Genomic DNA, 25,094 nt, shown 5'->3' on the forward strand with positions numbered 1-25,094 from the left:
CCTTTGTGCTTACCAAAATTAAAATTTTCAAAAATGTTTAAATCATACATAAATTCTAAAATAAATTCTGCACTAAAATTTTTAGTTTTAGTAATATTTGAACTCAAAAGAAGTGCAGAATTTATTTCTGCTTCTAATTTTTCTATATTTACGGTTGTGTCATATTTACTTATTATGCTTTTAATAATTTGTTCATAATTAGGATTCTTTTTAAGTAGCTTTTCTTGATTTCCTAAAGCTAATAATCTAATATTTCTTCTATAACTTCCGCTTGTATCTCAGTAACCAATATTTTTATATGTTGCTTTTTTTGGTCCCGTAGAGTTAAATAACATTAATTTCATATTTAAATTATATCATAAATAGCAAGTTATAGCAAGAATTTTATTAAAAAAAATAAAAAATGTATATATTTATAAATAAATATATACAATCTAAATTTTATTATTTTTTTCTTTGTTAACTGGGAAACACAGGAAAAACAATGTTAGAATTAAATGCCTTGATTGAAATTATTAAAGAAGAAAGATGGCATTAATTACTTTTCTAATGGGAAAATCCTGTATAAAAGGAAAAAAATCAAGATCAAAAAAATAGTCCTTAATTGGACTATTTTTGTGCTTTTTCTATCTCTTTTTTAATTTGAATTTCTTTTTGTACATCTTCTATTGAACTTTTAGCTTTGGTATCATGAGTTTTATTGGATTCATCATTAATGTCAATGATATTTGAATCATATGATACTGAATCACTAATAATAGTTATTAATTCTTTTTGAGCATATACAATTGCAGATTTAATATAAATTATTTCTTCTTTGTTTTCGCTTTTGATAAAAGCTTTGGATGGAACTATTGATGCAACAAATGGTTGAATTCCATATTGCAATCCTTTATATCCTTCAGTGGTTTTTAAAGTAATAATTTCGATATTTTTTTCTAAAAATACCCCATTAGGAGTAATTATTTTTAGTTTAGTTATTTTCATAATTAATATTAAAGTTTTTTAGCTTTTTCAATTGCTTCTTCAATTGAACCAACATATAAAAATGCTTCTTCTGGTAATGAATCGTGTTTACCTTCAATGATTTCTTTGAAACTTCTAATTGTATCTTCTAATGGTAAAAATTTACCTGAAATACCTGAGAATTTTTCAGCAACAAAGAAAGGTTGAGATAAGAAGTTTCTAAGTCTTCTTGCTCTTGAAACAGTTCTTTTATCTTCTTCAGAAAGTTCATCCATACCAAGGATAGCAATAATATCTTGTAATTCTTTAAATTTTTGTAAAATTTCTAAAACTTTTCTAGCAACACTATAGTGTTCTTCACCAATTACAAGCGGATCAAGCATTCTTGAACCTGAAGCAAGTGGATCAACTGCTGGATAAATACCAAGAGCAGCAATGTTTCTATCTAGAACTGTTTTAGCATCTAGGTGAGCAAATGTTGTTGCAGGTGCAGGGTCAGTTAAGTCATCTGCAGGCACATAAACTGCTTGTACTGAAGTTATAGAACCATTTCTTGTAGAAGTAATTCTTTCTTGCAATTGTCCCATTTCTGTAGCAAGAGTTGGTTGGTAACCAACCGCTGAAGGGATTCTTCCAAGTAATGTAGATACTTCGGAACCTGCTTGAGTAAATCTAAAGATATTATCAATAAATAAAAGAACGTCTTGATTTAGTTTATCTCTAAAGTATTCAGCCATTGTTAGTCCTGTTAAAGCAACTCTCATTCTAGCTCCGGGAGGTTCGTTCATTTGACCAAAAACAAGTGCTGTTTTGTCTAAAACTCCTGCAGCTTTCATTTCGTGATAGAGATCATTACCTTCTCTTGAACGTTCTCCAACTCCTGCAAAAACAGAGAGACCACCATGTTGAGTAGCTATGTTGTTAATAAGTTCTTGCACAAGAACTGTTTTTCCAACTCCAGCTCCACCAAATAAACCGATTTTTCCACCTTTAACATAAGGGATTAATAAGTCGATAACCTTAATTCCTGTAACTAAAATTTCAGAAGTTGATTTTTGATCTTCGTAAGTTGGTGGAGTAGCGTGGATAGGCATTTTTAGTTTTGCATCCACTGAACCTAATTCATCAATAGGTTCACCAAGCACATTGAACATTCTAGAAAGAATTTCTTTTCCTACAGGTACTTGAATTGATTTTCCTGTATCTACAACTTCAAGTCCTTTAGAAAGTCCATAAGTCATTTCCATAGCGATAGTTCTAACTACATCATCACCGATGTGTTGTTCAACTTCAAGGATAATTTTTTTGTTGGCATTAAGATTAACTTCTAAAGCATTAAGTAAAGCTGGAAGTTTACCTGATTCAAATTTTACGTCAATAACTGGACCTAAAATTTGAACAATTTTACCTATATTTTTTTCCATAGTTTCCTTCCTTTCTTTATTATTTTGTTGTTGTTCCACCTATTATCTCAGTTATTTCTTGAGTAATAGAAGATTGTCTTGCTCTATTAAAGACAATTTGTAAATTGTTAATAATTTCATCTGCATTATTTGATGCATTTTCCATAGCTGTTCTTCTTGAAGACATTTCGGAAATTTTAGATTCAGCTAAAGCATTGTAAATTGTAGAACCCATATATAAAGGGATAAGATTTTTTAAAATAATTTCTGGATTAGGTTCAAATTCTACTAAGACATTATTTTCATTGTCACTAATATTAAAATCACTTTTTTGATTATTATTTAGTGGTAACAATTTTTTAATTAGTGGTTCATAAAGCACACTATTAATAAATTTGGTATAAACTAAATTTACTTCTGAAACTGATTTAGATTCTAAAAGTTCTTTTATTTTGTTGATAACATTATTTACTAGTGAATAGTTTAAGTCATCTCCATAGTTAGAATGTTTTTGAATAACTTGAGTTTCAAAGTCTTTAAAAAGGGAAATTCCTTTATTTCCGAAAATTATTAGTTTATCATTTTTACCAATTTCCTTTTTAGTTAATTTGTAGATATTGCTGTTATATCCACCACATAATCCTAAATCGGAAGTAATGATAATAAATAATTTTGGTGCTTCTTTATTTAAAGTAAAAATTTCGCTTATATTTTTAGTTTTTTGTGCTAATGAACTTAAAATGCTTTTAATAGAATTTGAATATTCTTGAATAGAAAGGAAATTATTTTTCATTCTTCTTAATTTAGCACTGGAGAGTAATTCCATTGCTTTAGTTATTTTTCTTGTATTTGAAATTAAATTAATTCTAGTTTTTATTTTTTGATTAGAAGCCATTTTCTATAACTCCGGCATTGCAGGATATAAAGAAGCATCATAGTTAGGAATTTTGTTGATAAATTCTAAAATAAAACTTCTTATTAATTTTTTAAATTCAACTAATAATTCGTCGTTAAATGCTCTTTCTTTAATCAATTCAGCCTTTAATTCTAAGGCTTTAGTATCGCTGTTTATAAAGTTAACTAATTCATCTCTATATTGTAAAATGTATTCTTTTGGAATTGGATTAATTAGTTTATCTTTAACAGAAAGTAAAATAATGGCTTGATCGTTTTGGTCAAAATGAATATATTGTCATTGTTTTAACAATTCATAAACTTTAGAACCGTGATCTAAAATTCTTCTTGTTGTTTCATCTAAATCTGAACCAAATTGAGCAAATGATTTTAATTCATTATATTGAGCTAATTGTAATTTCAATGAAGAAGAAACAAATTTCATAGCTTTAGTTTGAGCACTTGAACCAACCCTAGAAACAGAGAAACCAACATCAACAGCAGGTTTTTGTCCAGAGTTAAATAAAGCCTCTTTCATAAAGATTTGACCATCTGTTATAGAAATAACGTTTGTAGGAATATATGCTGAAATATCCCCTGCTTGTGTTTCTATAATAGGTAGTGCTGTAATTGAACCACCACCATTTTCTTGATTAAGTTTAGCAGCTCTTTCAAGTAAATATGAGTGTTGGTAGAAGATATCTCCTGGATATGCTTCTCTACCAGGTGGTCTTCTTAAAAGAAGTGAAAGTGTACGGTAAGCAACTGCGTGTTTTGATAAATCATCATAAACAATTAGCACATTTTTCCCTTTATACATTCACTCTTCGGCAATAGTTACTCCTGAGTAAGGAGCAATATATTGTAAAGGAGCAAGTTCAGAAGCTCCAGCAACAACAACTGTTGTATATTCCATTGCACCACTGTTTTGAAGTTTATTAACAATTTGTGCAACTGTGGAATTTTTTTGTCCAATTGCTACATAAACACAGTGGACATTTTGTCCTTTTTGGTTTAAAATTGCATCAATAGCAACAGCAGTTTTTCCTGTTTGACGGTCACCAATAATTAATTCACGTTGACCTTTTCCAATTGGAACCATTGAGTCAATAGCTAATATACCTGTTTTTAAAGGTTCATTAACTTCTTTTCTTTTCATAACTCCAGGCGCTTCAACAAAGATTTCTCTTCTTTTGCTAAAATCAATTGCACCTTTTCCGTCAATAGGTTCCCCAAGAGCATTTATAACTCTTCCAACCATTTGTTCCCCTACAGGAACAGAAATGATTTTTTTAGTTCTTTTAACTAAATCGCCTTCAACAACTTGGTTTTCTTTACCCATGATAACAACTCCGACAAAGTCGCTTTCTATGTTTAAAGCCATACCATAAATGTTATTAGGAAATTCAACTAGTTCCCCAAGACCAACCTTTTCTAGTCCGGATACAAGAGCGATTCCGTCACCAACTGAAATTACTTTTCCAACTTCGTCAGAAATGATTTTTTTGCCATATGACTTAATTTGTGCTTTTATTAATGCTGAAATATCACTTGTTTTTAATGGCATATTATTTTTCTCTCTTTCCTTTAAGTATATGATCTTTTATTTGATTTAATTGAGAATTGATTGAATTTTCAAAAATTAAATCATCTATAATAATTTTGATACCAGCAATTAGTTTTTTATCAATTTCATTTTTTAAAATTACTTTTTTATTGATTTTTGTTTCAATAAAATCAATAATTTTGTCCATATATTCTTTATTCAATTTATGACTTGAATAAACAATACCTTTTTTCTGTTTTAAATAGTCAAGAGCATATTTTTCAAATTTATTAAAAATATAATTAATTGAACTTATAAAGTGATTTTGAACTAAAAGTTTAATCATATTTACAAGTTCTGTTTGATAAGTTTTCGCAAAAGAAGCATCGATTAATTCTTCTTTTAGTTCAAATTCGATCTCAAAACTTTTTAAATATGGAAGTAAATCTTCTTCTTTTTTAAAGATTTCACTTAGTTTTTCTGTTTGTTTGTAAAAAACATCAACTTTTTTTTGTTCTAATGCAATTTGAAAAATAGCTTGTGCATAACCATTAATTCTTTCACTACTTATTGTATTCATAATTATTCATAAACCTCATTAAGTAATTTATCAATAAGTTCTTTTTCTTCGTAGTGACTTACGTGTTTTTCTAAAATTTTTGATGCTAATTTAGTTGCAACTGTAATAATTTCTTCTCTAGATTCCTCTTCAAATTTCTTTTGTTGCTGTGAAATATTTTTGTGTCCATCTTCAATAATTCTTTTTGCTTCTCTTTTAGCATTAGTAATGTATTGATTTGCTATTTTTTCAGACTCGATTTTAGCTTGGTTAATAATACCAGCTGCTGCAATTCTTGCTTCTCAAAGTTCTGTATTTCTTTTTTCTTCTAAAACTATGGATTTTTCTTTATTTTTGACACTTTCATCGATGTTATCTTGAATGAATTGTCTTCTTTCTTCAATTACCTTTTTAATAGGTTTATGAACAAAGAAAAATAAAGAAAAGAATACAATTAAGAAGGCGATAACAGTTGCAAGAATTACTCAAGGGTTTGGAAAAATATTTTTAAATAGATTGGAAATATCTTCACTTGCATCAACTTTTCCATCTGAACTGAATTGTTTTAAAATTAATTGATCCATTTTAATCTAATAAACAAAAATTAAAAGTATTGCAATAACAAGTGCATAAATTGAAGAAGTTTCAGCAATAGCAGCACCAATAATCATTAATTTGTTGATTTTTTTCTCTGCTTCTGGGTTTCTCCCTACAGCTTCAGCAGCTTTACCTGCTGCAAATCCTTGACCAGCTCCAACACCAAGAGCTCCAACCATAGCTAGACCTGCTCCAATTGCAACAAGACCAATCCCTGTAGAATTTGCTGAAACTTTAGGATCTAATTTTGAAGCAATTTCGATAATTTCATTTGTCATTTTAAAATCTCCTTATTTTATTATTATTCAACTTCAGCATTTGTACTTCAATAAGTTGTAGTTAGTAAAGTGAAGACATATGCTTGAATTACTACACCAAAAATATCAAAATAGAATATTAGTGGCGCAAAGAATATTGCTGCTGGCAAGTTAAAAACGCTAAATCCAGCTATTGGCAATAATGATCATACAAATTGTGTACCTGCATAAAATAAAATCAAAATTGTTGAACCACCAATTATATTACCAAACATCCTGAATGATAAAGAAATTAATGGTGCAGGAATTGAAATTATTTCAAGTGGATTAAGAAATTTTTTGAAAAATCTCCATTTTTGCATAGTAATACCTATGACATAAATTCCACTTCAGGATACAAAAGCCAATGTGAATGTTACGGAATATGTACTTCCTATTGGTTCTAATCCAAATAAAGAAAGTAGATTTCCAAAAAGTAAAAAGGTAAATAAAGTAAATATATAAGGTTTAATATTTGTTGACAATTTACCTTTAAGACCACTTTCATCTACAATTGATTCAACAATACCAAAGTATTGTTCAGTTATATAAACAACCGTTGTAGGTGCTTTATCTTTTTTTGTTTTTTTAATTTGAAAGTATAAAATCAATGATGTTACAACAACTAAAAAAACTAATATAAAAAGAGTAAAAAGTTGTGGTTGATTTCAATTTTCTAATCATTTATCCATTCTTTTTATCCTTTATTTTTTTAATAATTAAATTAATTACAACAACTGGTAAAACAAGTGAATTTCCAATAATATAAGTTATTAAATTTATAGGAAACAAAATAACTTGTATGTCATTTGTATTTGTAAATACTTTATTAATAAAGATAATAGCAATAATTAATAAAGCATGGAATATTAATGAAAATAAACTAAAGACGATTCCAATTGTGTAAAAAAAATTCTTTTTTTTGCTATTTGTATTAATATTAACCTTTTTTAGTAACTCTAAAGTAAAAATTTTACTAAAAAAAGTTATATTCACAGAAATAAATGAAAAAATTCATCCTAATAGCAGAGAATAATTTCAAATAGAAAAAATAACAAAAACTATAAAAACTATTAAATATATAAAAATATATAAAAATATCAAGTTCAAAAATTCTTTTATTTTTTCTTTCAATATAACTCCATTTTGACAAGATTTCTCAAGTCCTTATAATTTTATTCTTTTTTGCAAAAAAGCATATATTTTTTAGCAAATTATATGAAAAAGATAAAAAAATAACAAAAAAACACTGTAAAGTGTGTTTTTTGCCAAAAAAGTTTTTTCAAATCATTTCAAATCTTTTTTGGCAAAAATAAAATATGAAAAAAAATTATCTTTTTTTTATAAAAAAGTTCAAAAAAAGTATTATAATGTGGTAGATAGTGGTAAGGAGTGGTAATGTTTGGAAGTCATTTAAAAACTATTGACGAAAAGAACAGAATCATAATCCCTTCTAATTTCAGAGAAAAATTAGGTGATTATGTTTATGTTTCAATCGGTTTAGATAAAGTCATTGAAATTCGTTCTAAAGAAGAATTTGACTTAATCAAAGAAAAACTTAAAAAAAATAACTCTTTAAATAAAGCAGTTAGAGAATTTGCAAGATTTTTCTTTGGAAATACAACTGATGTAACTATCGACAAAGTTGGAAGAATTGTCTTACCAAAAACATTATTAAAAACTTGCTCTATCGAAAAAGAAGCGTATTTAATTGGGGTTGGAGAAAAATTAGAACTCTGACCAAAAGAAAAATACGAAAAACAGCAATCTAAATTCCTTGATGATGAAGAGATGGATGAGCTCCAAAAAACTTTATTTGAAAGTGGAGTTGAATTATAATGGAACATTTTCCTGTTTTATTAAAAGAAGTAATTGAAAAATTAGAAATTAATGAAAATGGTATATATCTAGATTTAACGCTCGGAAGAGCGGGACACTCATCTAAGATTTTAGAAAAACTTAAAAATGGTCATCTATATGCATTTGATAAGGATATTGAAGCAATTAAGAAAAGTGAACAAAAACTCAGTTCAATATCTGGAAATTTCACTTTAATTCATAGTGATTTTAAAAATATCAAAAGCGAATTAGAAAAACTTAATATAAATAAAGTAGATGGCATATTAGTAGATTTAGGAGTTTCATCTCCACAATTAGATGAAACTTCCAGAGGTTTTTCTTATAATAAGGATTATCGTCTAGATATGAGAATGGACCAAAGTCAAACTTTGGATGCTCATTATATTGTCAATAATTTTTCAGAAAGTGAATTAGTAGAAATATTTAAACAAAACGCTGATGTAATGCTCCCACAAAGAGTTGCGAAAGCTATAGTTCAATGCAGACCCATTAATACAACTTTAGAGTTGGTAGAAGTAATCAGGAAATCATTACCTGCTAAGGTTGTAAGAATGAAAAATCCTGCAAAAGCCGTATTTCAAGCTATTAGAATTGCTGTTAATAACGAATTAGAATCTCTAAATACTTTATTAGAAAATGCTATTGATTTTCTTAAAGTTAATGGAAAATTACTTATAATTTCCTTTCATTCAATCGAAGATCGAATAGTAAAGAAATTTTTTAAACAATTAATATCAGAAAATGAAGTTGATTATCGGATTCCGATAATGCAAGAAAAAAAATGAATTGCAAAATCAATTTTACCTTCTGATGAGGAAATAAAACAAAACAAAAGAAGTAGAAGTGCAAAATTACGTATTTTAACAAGATTAGTGGAGTAAAAAATGAAAAGAAATATAAAGGTTGTTGCTAAAATTGACACATCTTTACAAGAATGTGCAATCTTAGCTTTTGAAGAAATAAAAAACGAAAAAGTTTTAATCTTTAATGAAAAAAACTTATTACAAAAAGAAGTTTTTGATTTTTATAGAGATGCAATGCAGTCTCTAAATAAAAAAATCAAAACAAATATTAAAAAAATTTTTATTTCTTTGAGCGACAATTTTCTTTTTGAAACTAATCTCTATTCAGTTGAAACCGAAATTTTAAACCATAAAAAAACAATCACAAGTGAAGAAATAAATAGAAATTTAACTCAAGCAAAACAAAACAATTTAATTTCTAATCATACCTTTATTTCTATCATTCCACAAGAATACAAAACATATAAAAACGGTATATTAATTTATGAAGGTAATGAAAAACCTTTATTAAAAAATGCTGATTCTATTGAAATTAAGTATTCATTTACTTTTTTAGAAAACAATTTATATCAAGAAATAAATAATTTATTTTCACAATTAAATTTAGAAATTGAATCATTTTTTACTGAATTAATATCATTAGATAGACTTATTAATCTAGATTTAAATAATCAAGATTCTAAAAAAATAATAATTAATTTAAATAGTTCTAATACTAAAATTTCAGTTATAGAACAAGGGCATATTAAACAAATTAAAGATATTGCTTCTTCTTTTGCAGATATTAATAAAATAGTTGCAAAAGAATTAAATTTAGAAAAAAATCAAGTAGATGAACTAGTTAATATATATGGAGATAGCTTATCCATAATCAAACCCTCTACTAGTTTAATTAAAAATAAATTAACTGTTTTAGAATTTAAAACTGTGTTAGAAAAACATTATAACAAAATTGCTGAACTTGTTGTTAATGAAATCAAAAACATAGAAAATTACAGTGAATTTGCAATTTTTCTAAATAAAAAAGAAGAACAAAATACTATATTTTTATCTTTGATTGAACAAAAAATCAACAAAAAAATTATTATTTTTAACTCTAAATTCCACCCTTTAATTTCCAAAGATGCAAAAGAAATTTTAGAAGGAATAAAATATATCGAAAAATCATATAATAATATTGATTTAAGTAAAAGTGAACACTTTTTAATTAATACTCAACCTTATTCAACAGATGAATTAATTTTCAAAGGTAATAAATTCTTAAATTTTTTAAACAAATTACTAACAAAAAGGATAAAACATGCATAATACTTTTAAAAACAACATAAAAATAAAAGTTTTAGGTATTGGTGGTTGTGGAAACAACTCCATAAAAACCTTAATGGAATATAACTTACCTAATGTTGAATATATAGCATTAAATACAGATGCACAATCCTTGAGTTATTTTGATGAAAATAAAGTAATTTATCTTGGTGATTACGAAAAAAGAAAAGGTTTTGGTGCAGGAAGTAACCCTAAAATTGGTTTTGAATGTGCCTTAGAAAGTCAACAAGAAATAGAAGATAGAATCAAAGATGCAGATATTGTTATTATAGCTGCTGGAATGGGAAAAGGAACAGGAACTGGAGCATCTAAAGTTGTAGCAGAAATTGCTAAAAAAACTGCTTCTTTAGTTATTGCTGTAGTTACAACTCCTTTTGAACACGAAGGTGAAAGAATTAAAAATAATGCTCTTCAAGGAATTGAAGAACTTAAAAAAATAGTTGATGGACTAATTATTGTCTCTAATCAAAAACTACTTGCTAATTATGGTTCAGTTTCTAATGAACATTCACTTAAATTCTCTAATACAATATTAGAAAAAACCTTAAACATTATTAATGAAATAATTAATGAAGTTGGTGTTCAAAATGTCGATTTTGCCGATTTATTATTTGTAACTAAAAACAAAGGTGAAATAATAATGAATGATGCAAGCGCATCAGGTAAAGACAGAGCAGAAAAAGCAGCTCAAAAAGTTATTTTTTCCAACATTTTAGAACACGAAATCACAGGATGTACAGATGTTATCGTTAATATTAGCGGTTCAGCTGTAACTTTCCAAGAAATTAGTTTAATTATTGATTTAATTAAAAATGCAACAGGAGAAAATGTTAATATTATTCAAGGATTAATTTCTAAAAATAATAGTGATAAATCACTGAAAATTTCCCTAGTTGCTTCTGGTTTAGAAAGAAGTTCTAACTCTTATAAAAATTTAGATTTGATTAATAATACTGCTTCTATGTCAACTTTAGATTCTCAACACACAAACACTTATAGTGATTCTACATATAACAATAATGAAAGTTTTAATAGTCCATTATTTCAAAATAGTAGTATTTCAGAAGATTCAACAACTTTTAATGAAGAGGAAGAAGATAATTCAGAATTATCACTCCCTAGTTTTTTAAAGAACAACTTGTAAAACGATGTCTTAGAAGTTTGCAATATTAACTTTAAAAACCTTTAAAAGCAAGTTTAAACTGGTTAAATTGAAGTTTTTCGCTTCAATTTTTCTTTTTTTTATTATAATTAAAAAATGAAAATTGGTATATTTGGAGGATCGTTTGATCCCATTCATAAAGGGCATATAAAGGTAGCAGAACAATCACTAAAAATTTTATCTCTAGATAAATTCTTTTTTGTTCCAGCTTTTAAAAGTCCATTTAAAAGAAAAAGTAAATACGAAGATTGAAATGATCGTGTAAAAATGATCAATGATGTTAAACCAGAAAATACGGAAATTTCTTTATTTGAGATAAATCGTAAAGGAGTAAGTTACACTATTGACACTGTTAATTATTTTAAAAATAAATTCCCAAATGACGAATTATTTTTAATTTTAGGTTCAGATAATTTGGATAAATTACACAAATGAAAAGAGATAGAAAAAATCAGTTCATTAGTGAAAATTGTTATTTTTAAAAGGGAAAATAAACTAAATAAGGAAAATTTAAAAAAATTTAATTGTATTTTATTAAACAACGAAATTTTCCCCGCTTCTTCAACGGAAGTTAAATTAGGGGATTTTAGTAATTTATTTAACCAAACAATTGAATATATCGGAAAGAATTTTCTTTATATTTTAGAAATTTTAAATAACACTACAGATGCCAAGTTAAATAAACATTGTAGAGCAACAGCATCGCTTGCTGCTGAGTATGCAAAAAGTTTAAATTATAATGCAAAAATAGCTTGATTTTCTGGACTAGTTCATGATTTAACAAAAAGATGAACAATAGAAATGCATAGAGATTTTTTAGTAAAAAATGATATAGATGAAAAAGAAATTCCTGATTATAAATTACACCAAACTACAGCTTCTTTATGATTAGATAAATATTATAAAGTGCAAAATCCAGAAATAGTTAGAGCTATTTCTGTGCACACTTCTATTAATTATGAAATGTCAACTTTAGACAAGATTGTTTTTATGGCAGATAAATTGTGTCAAGGTAGAAAATGAGAAGGAATACAAGCTATTAGAAATTTAGCTTTTAGCGATTTTGATTTAGCTTTTAAAAAAGTAGTAGAGCACATTAAACATTTTAATTTAAACAAAACCACAGTTTCAAAAGAACAATTAGATATTTATGATTATTGACTTAACAAAGATTAAAAACGCATTAATAATTGCCGATCAAGAAGAAGAGCATTTACTTATTCAAGAAGGATGAAACTTAAAAAAGACTATTAAAAAACTAAATAAAAAATTTTTAGTTTTTGAAAAAAACAATAATTTTCTAGTAGTTTTATATTCTGGTATTGGATTAATTAATGCTGCAAGTAGCACTACTTTACTACTTTCTGTTTTTAATAAGATTGAAAATGTTTATAATTTTGGTGCAGTTGGTTCAATATCTAAAAAACATGATATTTTTGAGATAGTGATTCCAAAAAAATTTTTTAATATTGATACGCAAACTCCTTGATACAATTTTGGACAAACACCAGGGGAAAAACAGTATTTTTTAAATAAAATAAAAATAATAGAAAAAGTAAAATACAGCAATATCTGTTCTTCAAATTCATTTCTTGATTCCAAAGAAAAAGCTCTAGAATTCTACAAAAAAACAAAATGTGAAATTTTCGATATGGAAAGTTTTGCCATTGCACAAGTTTGTTCTCAAAACAAAATTAATTTTTTTAGTGTAAAAGCAATTTCTGACAAAATTTCGCAAGATATAGATAATAAACTAGATATTAATTTTAGAATAAAAGAATCATCAAAAAAAGCTTTTTTATTTTTAATTAGCAAGATAATTGATAATTAATTTTCTTAATAATATTTACGTATTAAGAAAAGAGTGCTATAATAATAATGTAAAACAATTTTTCACAACCAAGTTTAATTTAAATAAATTAAGTTAAACAAAAACTCCATTTCTACCGACAGTGGAGTTTTTTTAATAAAATTAGTATATTTACCATCGTTTTGTCTTTAAATTAAAATAATTTTCATTATTTTCTATTATTGATTGAACTAGTCACATTTTAATATTAGTACAGAATTTATTTTGTAACAAAACCAGAAAAAATCGGGATTTTTGGCGGATTTTGCTGAAATAAAATAGATAGGAAAATGTATTTGTTAAAGCAATTAACAATAAATCATTAGTGAAGATGACATTTTAATTAATAAAACCCCCCGAACATTTTGATTAATAATTTACAAATTTGCAAAAATTTTATAAATATTTCAGAAAAGTGCTATAATAATAATGTAAAACAATTTTTCACAACCAAGTTTAATTTAAATAAATTAAGTTAAACAAAAACTCCATTGCCACCTATATAATGGAGTTTTTTTATTTTCAACTTCAAAAAATAATTTTATTTTTTCAAACTTTATTTAAGTATAAATAAAATTATTATCCAGAGTTTTCCAGTTAATAGTAAAAAAGACAAAATCAACCAAAAATGGTTGATTTTATTGTTTTTGTTTTTCTTTATACTATTTTTGATAAAATTCCTTTTATAGCGTATTAATATTTGATATTATCTTTACTTTCATCAGTTTTATAATTTAAAGATTTACTTTAATTATTTTACTTTTAAATTCATTCAAAAACGATTGTTTGAAAATTAAATGCTCCTGTTTATGTCTATCATTCCCAAATATTTAGGATTATTTTCTAATTTTTATTATTACCAAAGATAACTTTTTAAATAATTTTTTAAAAACTTTACAACGGTTGGATATACTAATTATTATAAAAGAAATTTTCATTGTCAAACGGCACTATAATAGAATAACATTTAAAAAGAAAAAATATTTTTTAATACATAGTATCAACTTTTAAAAAAGTATTAAAAAAACCCGTCAATTAAGAATGACGGGACTCCATTTCCACCTATATAATGGAGTTTTTATATTAGGTCGTGAAAAATTAATTTTATTTTTTAAACTTTTACTTAATTATAAATAAAATGATTATTAATAAAATTAATATATTTTCCATGATTCTACTTTGAAATAAAACAATTTCTCACCCCTTTCTGTGACATAAAAACTTAGTCACATTTTAATATTACCACAGAATTTATTTTGTTACGAAAATACGGAAAAAGTTGGGTTTTTTGGTTTATTTTTCCTAAAATCAGTGTTAAAAAATCTTTTTAATTATTTTAAAAAATAAAGAATAATTTATAACTTGTTTACTTAGTTTTACATAGCAAAATTATTTAAAATTTTTATTTTTGATGTTTTTTCAAATATAAAGGAAAAAGCCTTTATATTAAGAAAATTTATGCAATATTTTAGTTTTTTATATAAAAAAATAAATAATTTTTAGAACTTTTAAGGTAAAAATTATGCATCAGTTTTTAAAATTGTTTTTTTTTTTTTTGATTGTAATATAATTTATGAATAAAAACAAAATAAAAAGTATTTTATAAAATATACAAAAAGGAAAATTATGAAACGTTTATTATGCCAATTTAATAGAGACTTTGATAAAAAATTCTCTAAAACTTACCCATGAGTGTTAAAACACCCAAAACTAAAACACGGATTAGCTTTATTTAAAACAAGAAAAGAAGCTATGAACTGATTCTTAGCAGTAGGATATGAAAGTGCAATCTGATTCCAAACAGAAAAAAGAATCTTTGGTGGATTATTAATCATGGACAAAACTGAAGATGGTTTTGAATTTGAATTAAACACTGAAAAATTCGATGGAGACATTAAGTATGAAGAAGCAATGGAAGAATTTTACATTTTCCCAACTTCAAGATTAAGAAATCAAGAACAAGCAGATCAATTCTTAAAAGAAATAGTTGATTACAAAATTCTTGCTGATCACAAAACATATTTCCCAGCAAATGATGATTACATTCCAGAAAGAAAAATTTCAAGCAAAGATAGAGAAATTGAAAGATTAAACAGACAAATGGCAGATCTTGAAGAATTATTTAAAAATTCCAATGGATCTTATGCAAAAGAAATTGCTGTTTTAATGGAAAAATTAAGAGACAGTAACTCTGATAAAGAAGCTTTAAGAAAAGAAATTGAAAACTTAAAGAAAAAAATTCTTGAATCTTTAGATAAAGAACCAGAAAAAGTTATTGTTGAAAAAGAAAAACCTGTTTTTGTAGAAAAAGAAGTAGTTAAGGAAGTTGTTAAAGAAGTTCCAGTATATATTGAAAAAGAAGTAGTTAAGGAAGTTGTTAAAGAAGTTCCGGTATACATTGAAAAAGAAGTCGTAAATGAAGTAGTTAAAGAAGTTTACATTAACGAAGATAAAAAAGAACCAACAAAATACTCTAACTTCTATAATCTAACTCCTTCAAAACAACTTGAAGCATTAGCGGTATATTCACAAAAACTTGAAAAAATCGCTTCTTCTTACGATGAAACAATGATCACATCAACTCAAGACAATAACCAAATCAAAAACGAATTAGATTTAGTATCTAAAGCATTAGAATCATTAGATCAAGCATTTAAAGATGATTATTCACAAAAACTATTACTTTTAGTTAAAAAAGCAACTAAAGAATCAAGTGATAAATTAATGGAAAAAATTAAAGTTTCAGAAGAGTTATTCTACTCAGATGAAAATGCAATTTACTATAAGAAAAATAAATTATCACACGAGTTGTCTTTCATCAATTATGAAAACAAACACATAGGATTTGTAGAAGAAAAGAATTATAAATATGGTGTTATTGAAAACTACAGTTTAAATAAATCACATTTCTTAGTATTTAAAAACAACGTAGTGCAAAAAGTAGAAAAATCAGATCAAACTTCTGCTTTAACAAGTGGTTGAACAAGAAGATCTATTTGAACAACAATTATTTACTGAATCGCATACATAATTTTATTTGTAGTAGTAATTGTTCTTGCAGTTCAAAGATAATATATAACCTATATTTATTTACTCTAATATTAATAAAAGCAATATAAATATAGTATTAAGCACTTAATTAGTAAGTGCAAAAAGTAAAAATATAAAATAAATATTAATTATTTAAATTATTTGTATTATTAACTAAAATAATGCAATAAAACGAAAGGTAATTATGGCAAAACCAAGTGCGAAAATTGTGTTAGGTGGACTTGCAGCTGCTGCTTTAGTAACATCTGTAGTAACCACTGTAGTAGTTTTTTGAAATAGAAAAAGTAATGAATGAACTTCTGATGAATATGCAAAAGCAAAAGCAGAAGTACAACAATTAATTGATAAAGTTAAAGATCCAAAAGCAAAAAGAGCATTCCAAAATAGATTAAATAAATTAAAAGAATACTCTACTAAAAATGTTGACTTATTAAAACAACTAAAACAAGATGTTACAAAAGCTTTAGCTGATCAAAGAAACAACAGAACTACTGAACAAATTTCTAAAGAAGTTGGAAGTAAAATTAATTCTATTTCTGACAAAACCCCAATTAAAAACATTTTAAAAGATGAATATAAAGCAACTGATACAACAAATAAAGGTGCTTTACTTTCATTAGAAGATAAAGTAGATAAAGTTTTAGAAGCACAAGACTTAATTTCAAAAGTTGAAGATGCTGAAGTTAAAAAACAATTATCAGATGATTTTGCAAACGCAAAAACAATTGAAGAAATTGAAGCAATTATTGAAAAAGCCAAACAAGAAGTAGCTGCTAAACAAAATCAATTAGAGCAAGCTAAAAAAGAAGCACAACAAGTAATTGATTCATTAGATAATGTTGATAAAAAAGCAGATCTAAACAAAGAATTAAGAGAAGCTACAACTGCAGCTGAAGTTGCTAAAATTTTAGAAAAAGCAAAACAAGAAAAAAATAAAGAAGTAAATTCTGATTTAACTTCTGATAAAGCAGAAGCATCTAAATTAAATGATTCAGTTAAAGATCAAAGTAAAAAAGATGAATTTGCTAAACAAATAGCAAATGCTACTTCAAAAGAAGAATTAGATCAAATTAAAGCAAAAATAGAAGAAACAATCAAAGCTGAATCAGGTGATGATGCTTTAGTTAATGCTAAAAAAGAAGCTTTAAAAGAAAAAGTTGATCAAAACCCTAACCTTTCTGATGACAAAAAAACAGAGTTAAAAACTGCTATCGATAATGCTTCTACTTTAGAAGATACACAAGCAGCTGAAACAACTGTAAATAAAGAAATTGAATCAGCAAATAAAAAAGCTGATTTAGCAAAAGAAATCGAAAAAATTTCCGATCCTGCTAAAAAAGAAGAATTAAAAAATAAATTAAATGAAATCCAAGGATCATCAGATGATTCTAAATTAGCAGAAGTTGAAAAAGAAATTGCTGATCAAATTTCTGATGCAAGAGTAAAAGCAGAAGAAGCAATTTCTAAATTAGATGGTTTATCTGAATCAGAAAAAGAAACCATTTTAAACAATTTAGATAAAGCAAACTCAACCGAAGATTTTGCAAATGTTGCTAACCAAGCAAATAACCGTTTTGAAGAAGAAAAAGCAGCAGCTAAAGAACTTGTTGACAAAATTTCCGATCCTGCTAAAAAAGCAGAATTAGAAAAACAATTAGAAGAAGCAAGCAATGTTTTTGATCTTAAAGATGTAGCAACAGAAGCAAAATTAGCTGACAAAAAGGCAGAACTTTTAGCTGAAGTTGAAAATTTAAGCGATGCAACTAAAAAACAAGAATTAAAAGATAAAATCACTAATGCAGATAGTGACGTATCTTTAGCAGTGCTTGAAAAAGAAATTGCACTTGAAAAAGCAAAAGAAGCAGCAGCAAATGATCTAGATAAAGCTAAATTAGATGCACAAGCAGAAATTGACAAAATTCAAGACCCAGCGTTAAAAGAAGAGTTAACTAAAGAAAAAGATTCAGCTCTTACTACTGAAGATTTAAATACAGTTATTTCTAAAGCAAAAGAAGCTCAAAAATCTGAATTAGAAGAATTAAAAACAGCAACTGAAAATGCAATCAACAAAGTTACTGATCCTTATGAAAAAGAAAAACTTCTTCATGACTTAAATAACGCTTCTAATAAAGAAAATGCAACTGATGAATTACTTGTTATTAAAGAACAAGCAGAAAAACAAGCAAACAACGAGTTAGCTAAAGCAAAAGAAGCAGCACAAGCTGAAATTAATAAAGTAACTGATGAAGCTAAAAAAGCAGAATTAAACAAAGAATTAGAAGCTGCTACAAGCATTGATGCAGTTAATGAAGTAAAAGCAAAAGCACAAGCAGAAGTTGCAAAACAAACTTCAAATTCCAAAGACTTAGCAGCCCACGAGATTAGCAAAGTTAGTGATCCTGCTAAACAAGCAGAATTAAACAACGAACTTGCAAATGCTTCTACACCGGAAGAAGTACAAACAGTCGCTAATAAAGCTAAAGAAGCACAAAATGCTGAAATCGAAGCAGCAAAAGCAGCAGCAAAAGCTGCAATTGATGCATTAGATCCAACTAAATCACAATCATCCATTGATGCTTTAAACACAGAATTAGCAGCAGCTACTACTTTAGAGCAAGCAAACGCTATTAAAGCAAAAGCAGAACTTGCAAAACAAAAAGAAAGTGTAACTGACCCTGTTGAAGCTTCTAAATTAGATGCACAAGCTGAAATTGCTAAAGTAACTAACAGCGAAACTGCAAAAGAACTTAATGACAAATTAGCAGCAGCAACAACACAAGAGCAAGTACAACAAGTTATTAACGATGCCAAAGCAGAGCAAGCAAAAGAACTTGCAGTAGCAAAAGCACAAGCTAATGCTGAAATTGCTAAAGTAACTAATCCAGAAGTTAAAGAAGCATTAAACAACGAATTAAGTGCTGCTACTTCAACTGCTGAAGTTAATGCAATTATCCAAAGAGCAAAAGAAGCACAACAAAGAGAATTAGCTGCTCTAAAAGCAGAAGCATTAGCAGAAATCAATAAATTGCCACAAAGTGATTTAAAAGATCAACTTAAAGATAATTTAGAAGCTGCTACAACTGCTGAAGCAATTAATGCACTAAAACAAGATGCAATCGATGAATTAACAAGAGCAAAAGCAAAAGCACAAGAAGCAGCATTATACGAAATTAATAAAATTGTAGATCCTACAACAAAAGATGCTCTTAAAAAAGAATTAGAAGCAGCTTCTTCACTAAGTGCAATCAATGATGTAAAACAAAAAGCAATGGATGCAAACGCTTTAGAATTAGCAAAAGCTAAATCAAAAGCTCAAGCAGCAATTGATGAATTAGATCCACTTAAATCAAAAGAGTTAATTGATCAATTAACTAAAGATTTAAACTTATCTTCTTCAATTAGCGCAGCAAATGAAGTAGAAGCAAACGCTAAATTAGCAAAAGCACAAGAAGCAACTAGTGATGAATTAGCAGCTAAAAAATTAGAAGCAGAAGCAGAAAGTAATAAATTAGGTGATCAAGCAACAAAAGATGAACTAAATGCTTTAAAAGATGCAGCTGATACTTTAGAAAAAATTCAAGAAGTAATTAACAAAGCAAAAGATAAACAATTTGAAGATTTATCTAAAGCAAGAGAAGCAGCTTCTTACGAAATAGAAAAACTTACAAACCCAGAAGTTAAAGATGCTTTAAATAACGAATTAAGTGCAGCTAAAAGTCTAGAAGATCTTAATGCTATTAAAGAAAGAGCAAAAGAAGCACAAGAAACTGAATTAGCAAACGCTAAAGAAAGTGCAAAACTTGAAATTGCTAAAGTAAGTGATCCTGAAACTAAAGCTGAATTAACAACTCAATTAGAAAACGCAAATAACATTAGTGTTGTTAAAGATATTGAAGCAAAAGCAAAAGAAAACAATAATTCACAAGCAGTTGAAAATAAAAAAGCTGAAGCATCTTATGAAATCGATAAATTAAGCGATCCTGCTACAAAAGAAGCATTAAATAAAGAACTAGAAAATGCTAAAACAGCAGAACAAGTAGAAGCAATCAAAGCAAAAGCACAAGCAGAGCAAACAAAAGAATTGGAAAAAGCTAAAGAAAAAGCAAGAGAAGAAATTAAAAAATTAGATTCTACAACTTCTTCAGAAGCAATTACTAATTTAACAAACGAACTCAACAACGCTACTACTCCTGCTGCAGTTGAAGAAATCATTGCAAAAGCTCAAACTGAAAAAGCAAAAGAAGAAGCATCTACACCTTTAGATAAAGCAAAAGTAGAAGCAAACGCTCAAGCAGATAAACTACAAGATGCAACTAAAAAAGATGCTTATAAACAACAAATTGAAGCAGCTACAACAGAAGAAGCGGTTAATGCAATTAAAGCTCAAATAGAAACAGATTTAGCAATTGAATTAACAAATGCTAAAGAAAGTGCAAAAGCTGAATCAAAATATGTTTCACCATCTTCAGTTCAAGATAAATTTAACGCTGAAATTGAAGCAGCTACATCAGTTGCACAAGTAAAAGCAATTAGAGACAGAATTAAAGAGCACTTAAGAGAAAATGCTCAAAAATTAATCGATACTTTATCTGATTCAAACAAAGATAAAGCAGCGTTAAACAACGAATTAGCAGCAGCAAATGAACCTTATGAAATTGCTTCAATTTACAACAAAGCATATGAATCCAAACTATATGAAGTAACTAATGCTAAACCACTTGCTTCTTACGAAATTGAAAAATTAACCAATCCAGAAACTAAAGAGAAGTTTAATGCTGAATTAAATTCTGCAACTACTCTTGCAGAAGTAGAAGCAATTAAAGAAAGAGCAAAAGAAGCACAAGCAACTGAATTAGCAAACGCTAAAGAAATAGCAAAACACGAAATTAGCAAAATAACTGATCCAACTACAAAAGCAACATTAGAAGAAGAACTTGCAGCGACAACTAATGTAGTTGCAGCAAATGAAGTTGCTCAAAAAGCTAAAACAGCACAAGCACAAGAAGCAACATCTACACCTTTAGATAAAGCAAAAGTAGAAACAAATGCCAAGGCAGATCAAATTCTTGATGAAACTAAAAAAACAGAGTTTAAAGATAAAATAAGCAGTGCTACAACCCCTGAAGAAATCAATGCAATTAAAGAAGAAATTGCAAATGATTTATCAGCACAATTAGCAGATCAAAAAGCAAAAGCAAATGATTCTAACTCTAAACTTTCAGATCAAGAAATTAAAGATAAATTTGCAGACGAAATTAATAATGCTACTACAACTGCTCAAGTAGAAGCAATTAGAGATAGAATTACTAAAGCTCTAAAAGCAGAAGCAGAAGCAGCAGTTAATTCAATTGATGACAAAGATCCACAAAAAGACAAATTAAAAGAAAAATTAGCAAGTGCTACTACCGAAGAAGAAATTGCTAAAGTTAAAGAACTTGCAAAATCACTAAAAGAAGCAGCTTTATTACTTGATAAACTTACTTCAAACGATGAAAAATCTAAATTTAATAACGAACTTGCAGCAGCAACTACACCAGAAGAAGTTAAAGCAATCATTGAAAAAATAAAAGAAGCAATTGCAAATCAAGGTAGTGCTGATCAAGTACAATTAGCTAAAGAAAAAGCAAAAGCAGAGATAGCAAAAATTCTTAGTGAAAACGATAAACAAACACTAACAAATGAATTAGCAAACGCTTCTTCTTTAAGTGAAGTTAATGCAATTATTGAAAAAGCAAAAGCAAAACAACAAGAAGAATTAAGCGAACAAAAAACTCAAGCAAACATTCAAGCAAACAACATTAAAGATGATACTGTTAAAGCAAATCTTAAAACTAAAGTTGATGCAGCAACAACTCTTGAAGAGTTAAATGCAGCTAAAAAAGAAATTAGCGATCAATTAGCTAAAGAACTTGCAGCAGCAAAAGCAGCAGCCAAAGCAGAAATTGCTAAATTAGCAAGCGAAGACAAAAAAGCAGAATTAACAAGAGAACTAGAAAGTGCTCAAACAGTTGATGCAGCAAATGATGTTAAAGCAAAAGCAATTTCTGAAAAAGAAAAAGAACAATACAACAATGAACTAGATAGAAAGAAAGTTGATGCACGTGCTGAAATTGCTAAATTAACTAAAGAAGAAAATATTAATGCTTTAAATACTAAATTAGCAGATGCTGATACAGTAGAAAAAGTAGAAGCAGTAATTACACGAGCAAGAACTAAACAACAAGAAGAGTTAACTCAAACCAAAAATGATGTTAAAGCTGAAATTGAAAGATTGCTTGTTGATCCTAAAAAAACAGAACTAATGAATAAAGTAGATGGTGCAGATATTGATACAGTAGCAAAAGCACTTGCTGTTAAATCAGAAGCAACTGAATACTTTAATTCAGAAAAAAGAGAAGCAGGTCAATTAGTTGCTAAATTAGAAGGATTAGCAAATAAATCAGACTTTGATACTAAACTCCAAAATGCAGATACTCAAGCAGCACTAAAAACTTTAGAGCAAAAAGCAAGAGAAGCATTTACAAATGAGCAAAACAGAGTTAAAGGTTTAATTAACGATGGTACTATTACTAACGATGCTGTAAAACAAAGCTTAATACAAGAAGTTGATAATGCAGCTACTGTAAGTGCTATTAAAGCAGTTGAACCAAAAATTACAGAACAAAAAGATCTACAAAGAAAAAGAAATGCTGCATTAGATGTAGTTAATAAGTTAAAAGATCCTACAGAATTAGCTAGAAAAATTAATGCTTCAAGTGATGCAACTGTTATTGCTGCTAAACAACAAGAAGCAGAACGTATTCTTGATGATGCAAAAACAGATGCAACTAAAGCAGTAACTAAACTAACAAGTGATAAACAAGATGAACAATCAATTAAATCTGGTCATGATTCAGAACTTGTTGCAGGAAGAACTCAAGCAGAATATGAAGCAACTAAAGAAGCTGCTCAAAGAGAATTTAATACTAAAAAAGAAGCAGCAAAAGGTGAAATTGATAACCTTAACCTTTCTACTACTCAAAAAACACACTACAAAAACCAAATTGAAACCGCTTCAACTCAAGATGACAGTGATTTTTCAACCTTCAATACTATTGTTGCAGAAGCTAAAGCATTAGAAACAAAAGTAAGAGATGCAAAAACATATGTATCAAACTTAAAAGCAGCTGAATCTTACAAAACCAAAATTGATGCAGCAACTAGTGCTGCTGCAGTTGATGCGGTTAGAGCTGATGCACATAGAGTTCTTGAAGAATCAAGAGCAAATGCAGTAAATGCAGTAAATACCTTACAAGGATTAGATGAAGGTGGAAACGAAACTTATGCAAACTACCATGGACGTTTAACACAAGCTGGAGATAATCAAGATAGATTAGATGCTTTAGGTATAGCAGCAACAGCAAAATTCACACAAATTAGAGACGATGTTGAATATTCTATAAATAATATGGCTAATTCACCACAAAAAGAACAAATTACTAATGAGTGAAAAGCACTTAAAGCATCATGACAAAGTGATGTAACTAAGCAAACAGTTGCAGAAATTAATAAAATTAAAACTAAAGTTGAAAATGCTAATGCACGTCAAAGTGCTATAAATGATGCAAGAACAGAAATTAATAAACTAAAAGATGGGGATGAAAAAACTAGATTATTAGGTGTTATTGACAATTCAAGTTCAATTTTAGATCGAATTAATCAAGCGAAAAAAGATGCACAAGATTTACTTTCAACTTCAGTAGATAATGCAACAAGTGCTGTTGATAAGTTAGAAGGCCATGCTGATCACAATGCTTTAAATACTAGACTTAACAATAATAGAAACAGTCAAACAGAATTAGAAAACATCATAACAGAAGCAAATACTAAATTTGATACTAAGAAAAAAGAAGTTTCAGATATTCTTAAACAACTTTCTGATTCTAACCCTAAAAAAGCAGAAATTAATGGTAAATTAAACAACGCTAGTTTAACTACTAATGTAACTAAAATAGAAGAGTTAAAAAGACAAGCACAAGAAGCCTTAACTGATCAATCTAATATTGAAAGTGCTAAAGCAGCAGCATTAGAAAATGTTAAAAAATTAAGTAATACTCCTGAAGTACAGGGAAAAACTTCAAAAAGACAAGAAATTACTAATGCAATTAACGCAGCTACATCTGTTGATGATGTACAAACTCAAGAAAGTGCAATTATTGAATACTTAAAACAAAAAAGAGAAGCAGCTACTAGAGAAGTAGAAAAATTAGCACAAGCAGATCGACCAGCATTAACAACTGAAATTAATGATGCTAGAGATCATAAAGCAGAAGCTAATGAAACTGATAGTGAAGAAGATAAACTTAGAACAGTTGTTAATAAAGTAAAAGATAAAATAGTAGCAGCCAAAAGACCAGTACAAGATGTAATTACTAATATTACTGATACTACTAAAAAAGCTGATTTACAAACTCAATTAAATAATGCTGGTACGATTGCTGATATTGAAGCAGTAAAAACCAAAGCAAATGATGCTAAAGCATTACAAGATGCAAGAAAAACAGCAGATCCTATTATTAATAGACTTAAAGATTCTAAAAAAAGAGAGTTGAAAAATGCAATAGATGCTTCAAATGCAACAGCAACAATTGTTCAACAAAAACAACAAGAAGCAGAACGTATTTTAGAAACTGCTAGATTAGCCGCTGAAAAAGCAGTAAACAAACTAACTGGTGATGATTCCGTAAAAGGAACCTTTAATGGACAATCTGATGATGGTAGAACAGAAGAACAATATGAAACA

At 27.6% G+C, this 25,094-nt stretch carries 18 protein-coding genes; 8 read left to right on the forward strand and 10 right to left on the reverse strand.

The annotated features are described in order from the left end of the window. The 10 genes from ACXX86_RS02655 to ACXX86_RS02700 form a co-directional block, all read right to left on the reverse strand. A partial coding sequence (locus tag ACXX86_RS02655; RefSeq protein ID WP_458561085.1) for a hypothetical protein occupies positions 1-344 on the reverse strand: 344 nt, incomplete at its 3' end. A 265-nt stretch (positions 345-609) separates the two neighbouring features. Further along, positions 610-987, reverse strand: coding sequence for a hypothetical protein (locus ACXX86_RS02660; RefSeq protein WP_436358375.1), 378 nt, complete (start codon positions 985-987; stop codon positions 610-612). Positions 988-995: 8 nt separating this feature from the next. Next, complete coding sequence (atpD, locus tag ACXX86_RS02665; protein ID WP_458561086.1) at positions 996-2,390, reverse strand: F0F1 ATP synthase subunit beta; 1,395 nt, start codon at positions 2,388-2,390, stop codon at positions 996-998. A 19-nt stretch (positions 2,391-2,409) separates the two neighbouring features. Further along, positions 2,410-3,264, reverse strand: coding sequence for an ATP synthase F1 subunit gamma (gene atpG / locus ACXX86_RS02670; protein ID WP_458561087.1), 855 nt, complete (start codon positions 3,262-3,264; stop codon positions 2,410-2,412). 3 nt (positions 3,265-3,267) lie between these two features. Continuing rightward, complete coding sequence (gene atpA, locus ACXX86_RS02675; RefSeq protein WP_458561088.1) at positions 3,268-4,830, reverse strand: F0F1 ATP synthase subunit alpha; 1,563 nt, start codon at positions 4,828-4,830, stop codon at positions 3,268-3,270. A 1-nt stretch (position 4,831) separates the two neighbouring features. Continuing rightward, positions 4,832-5,389, reverse strand: coding sequence for a F0F1 ATP synthase subunit delta (locus ACXX86_RS02680; RefSeq protein ID WP_458560657.1), 558 nt, complete (start codon positions 5,387-5,389; stop codon positions 4,832-4,834). Positions 5,390-5,391: 2 nt separating this feature from the next. Next, on the reverse strand, positions 5,392-5,952 hold the full coding sequence (gene atpF / locus ACXX86_RS02685; protein WP_458557367.1) for a F0F1 ATP synthase subunit B: 561 nt from the start codon (positions 5,950-5,952) through the stop codon (positions 5,392-5,394). Between the two features lie 6 nt (positions 5,953-5,958). Then, positions 5,959-6,243 (reverse strand): ATP synthase F0 subunit C, encoded by a 285-nt coding sequence (gene atpE, locus ACXX86_RS02690; RefSeq protein WP_458557368.1) that lies wholly within the window; start codon positions 6,241-6,243, stop codon positions 5,959-5,961. A gap of 23 nt (positions 6,244-6,266) precedes the next feature. Then, complete coding sequence (locus ACXX86_RS02695; protein WP_458561089.1) at positions 6,267-6,953, reverse strand: F0F1 ATP synthase subunit A; 687 nt, start codon at positions 6,951-6,953, stop codon at positions 6,267-6,269. Continuing rightward, complete coding sequence (locus tag ACXX86_RS02700; protein WP_458561090.1) at positions 6,946-7,257, reverse strand: hypothetical protein; 312 nt, start codon at positions 7,255-7,257, stop codon at positions 6,946-6,948. The genes ACXX86_RS02695 and ACXX86_RS02700 overlap by 8 nt, the downstream gene beginning before the upstream one ends. A 402-nt stretch (positions 7,258-7,659) precedes the next feature. Here ACXX86_RS02700 and mraZ point away from each other — a divergent pair, with 402 nt between their 5' ends. The 8 genes from mraZ to ACXX86_RS02740 all read left to right on the forward strand — a co-directional run. Continuing rightward, the gene (gene mraZ / locus ACXX86_RS02705) at positions 7,660-8,100 is read left to right on the forward strand and encodes a division/cell wall cluster transcriptional repressor MraZ (RefSeq protein ID WP_436358366.1); all 441 of its coding nucleotides are present in this window, start codon (positions 7,660-7,662) and stop codon (positions 8,098-8,100) included. Next, entirely contained in the window at positions 8,100-9,002 is a 903-nt protein-coding gene (gene rsmH, locus ACXX86_RS02710; RefSeq protein WP_458561091.1) for a 16S rRNA (cytosine(1402)-N(4))-methyltransferase RsmH, read from the forward strand. Before mraZ ends, rsmH begins: the two co-directional genes overlap by 1 nt. 3 nt (positions 9,003-9,005) lie before the next feature. Continuing rightward, positions 9,006-10,232, forward strand: a complete 1,227-nt coding sequence (locus tag ACXX86_RS02715) for a hypothetical protein (protein WP_436358364.1) — start codon at positions 9,006-9,008, stop codon at positions 10,230-10,232. Further along, a complete protein-coding gene (locus ACXX86_RS02720; protein WP_458560653.1) occupies positions 10,225-11,394 on the forward strand; it encodes a cell division protein FtsZ in 1,170 nt (389 codons plus the stop codon). Before ACXX86_RS02715 ends, ACXX86_RS02720 begins: the two co-directional genes overlap by 8 nt. A 114-nt stretch (positions 11,395-11,508) precedes the next feature. Next, entirely contained in the window at positions 11,509-12,588 is a 1,080-nt protein-coding gene (locus ACXX86_RS02725; RefSeq protein ID WP_458561092.1) for a nicotinate-nucleotide adenylyltransferase, read from the forward strand. Further along, complete coding sequence (locus ACXX86_RS02730) at positions 12,563-13,243, forward strand: phosphorylase family protein (protein ID WP_436358361.1); 681 nt, start codon at positions 12,563-12,565, stop codon at positions 13,241-13,243. Before ACXX86_RS02725 ends, ACXX86_RS02730 begins: the two co-directional genes overlap by 26 nt. 1,644 nt (positions 13,244-14,887) lie before the next feature. Further along, entirely contained in the window at positions 14,888-16,333 is a 1,446-nt protein-coding gene (locus tag ACXX86_RS02735; protein ID WP_458561093.1) for an MAG3090 family protein, read from the forward strand. Between the two features lie 163 nt (positions 16,334-16,496). Then, on the forward strand, positions 16,497-25,094 hold an 8,598-nt coding region (locus tag ACXX86_RS02740; RefSeq protein WP_458561094.1), incomplete at its 3' end, for a hypothetical protein.

Source organism: Mycoplasma sp. CB776 (genome assembly GCF_054343395.1).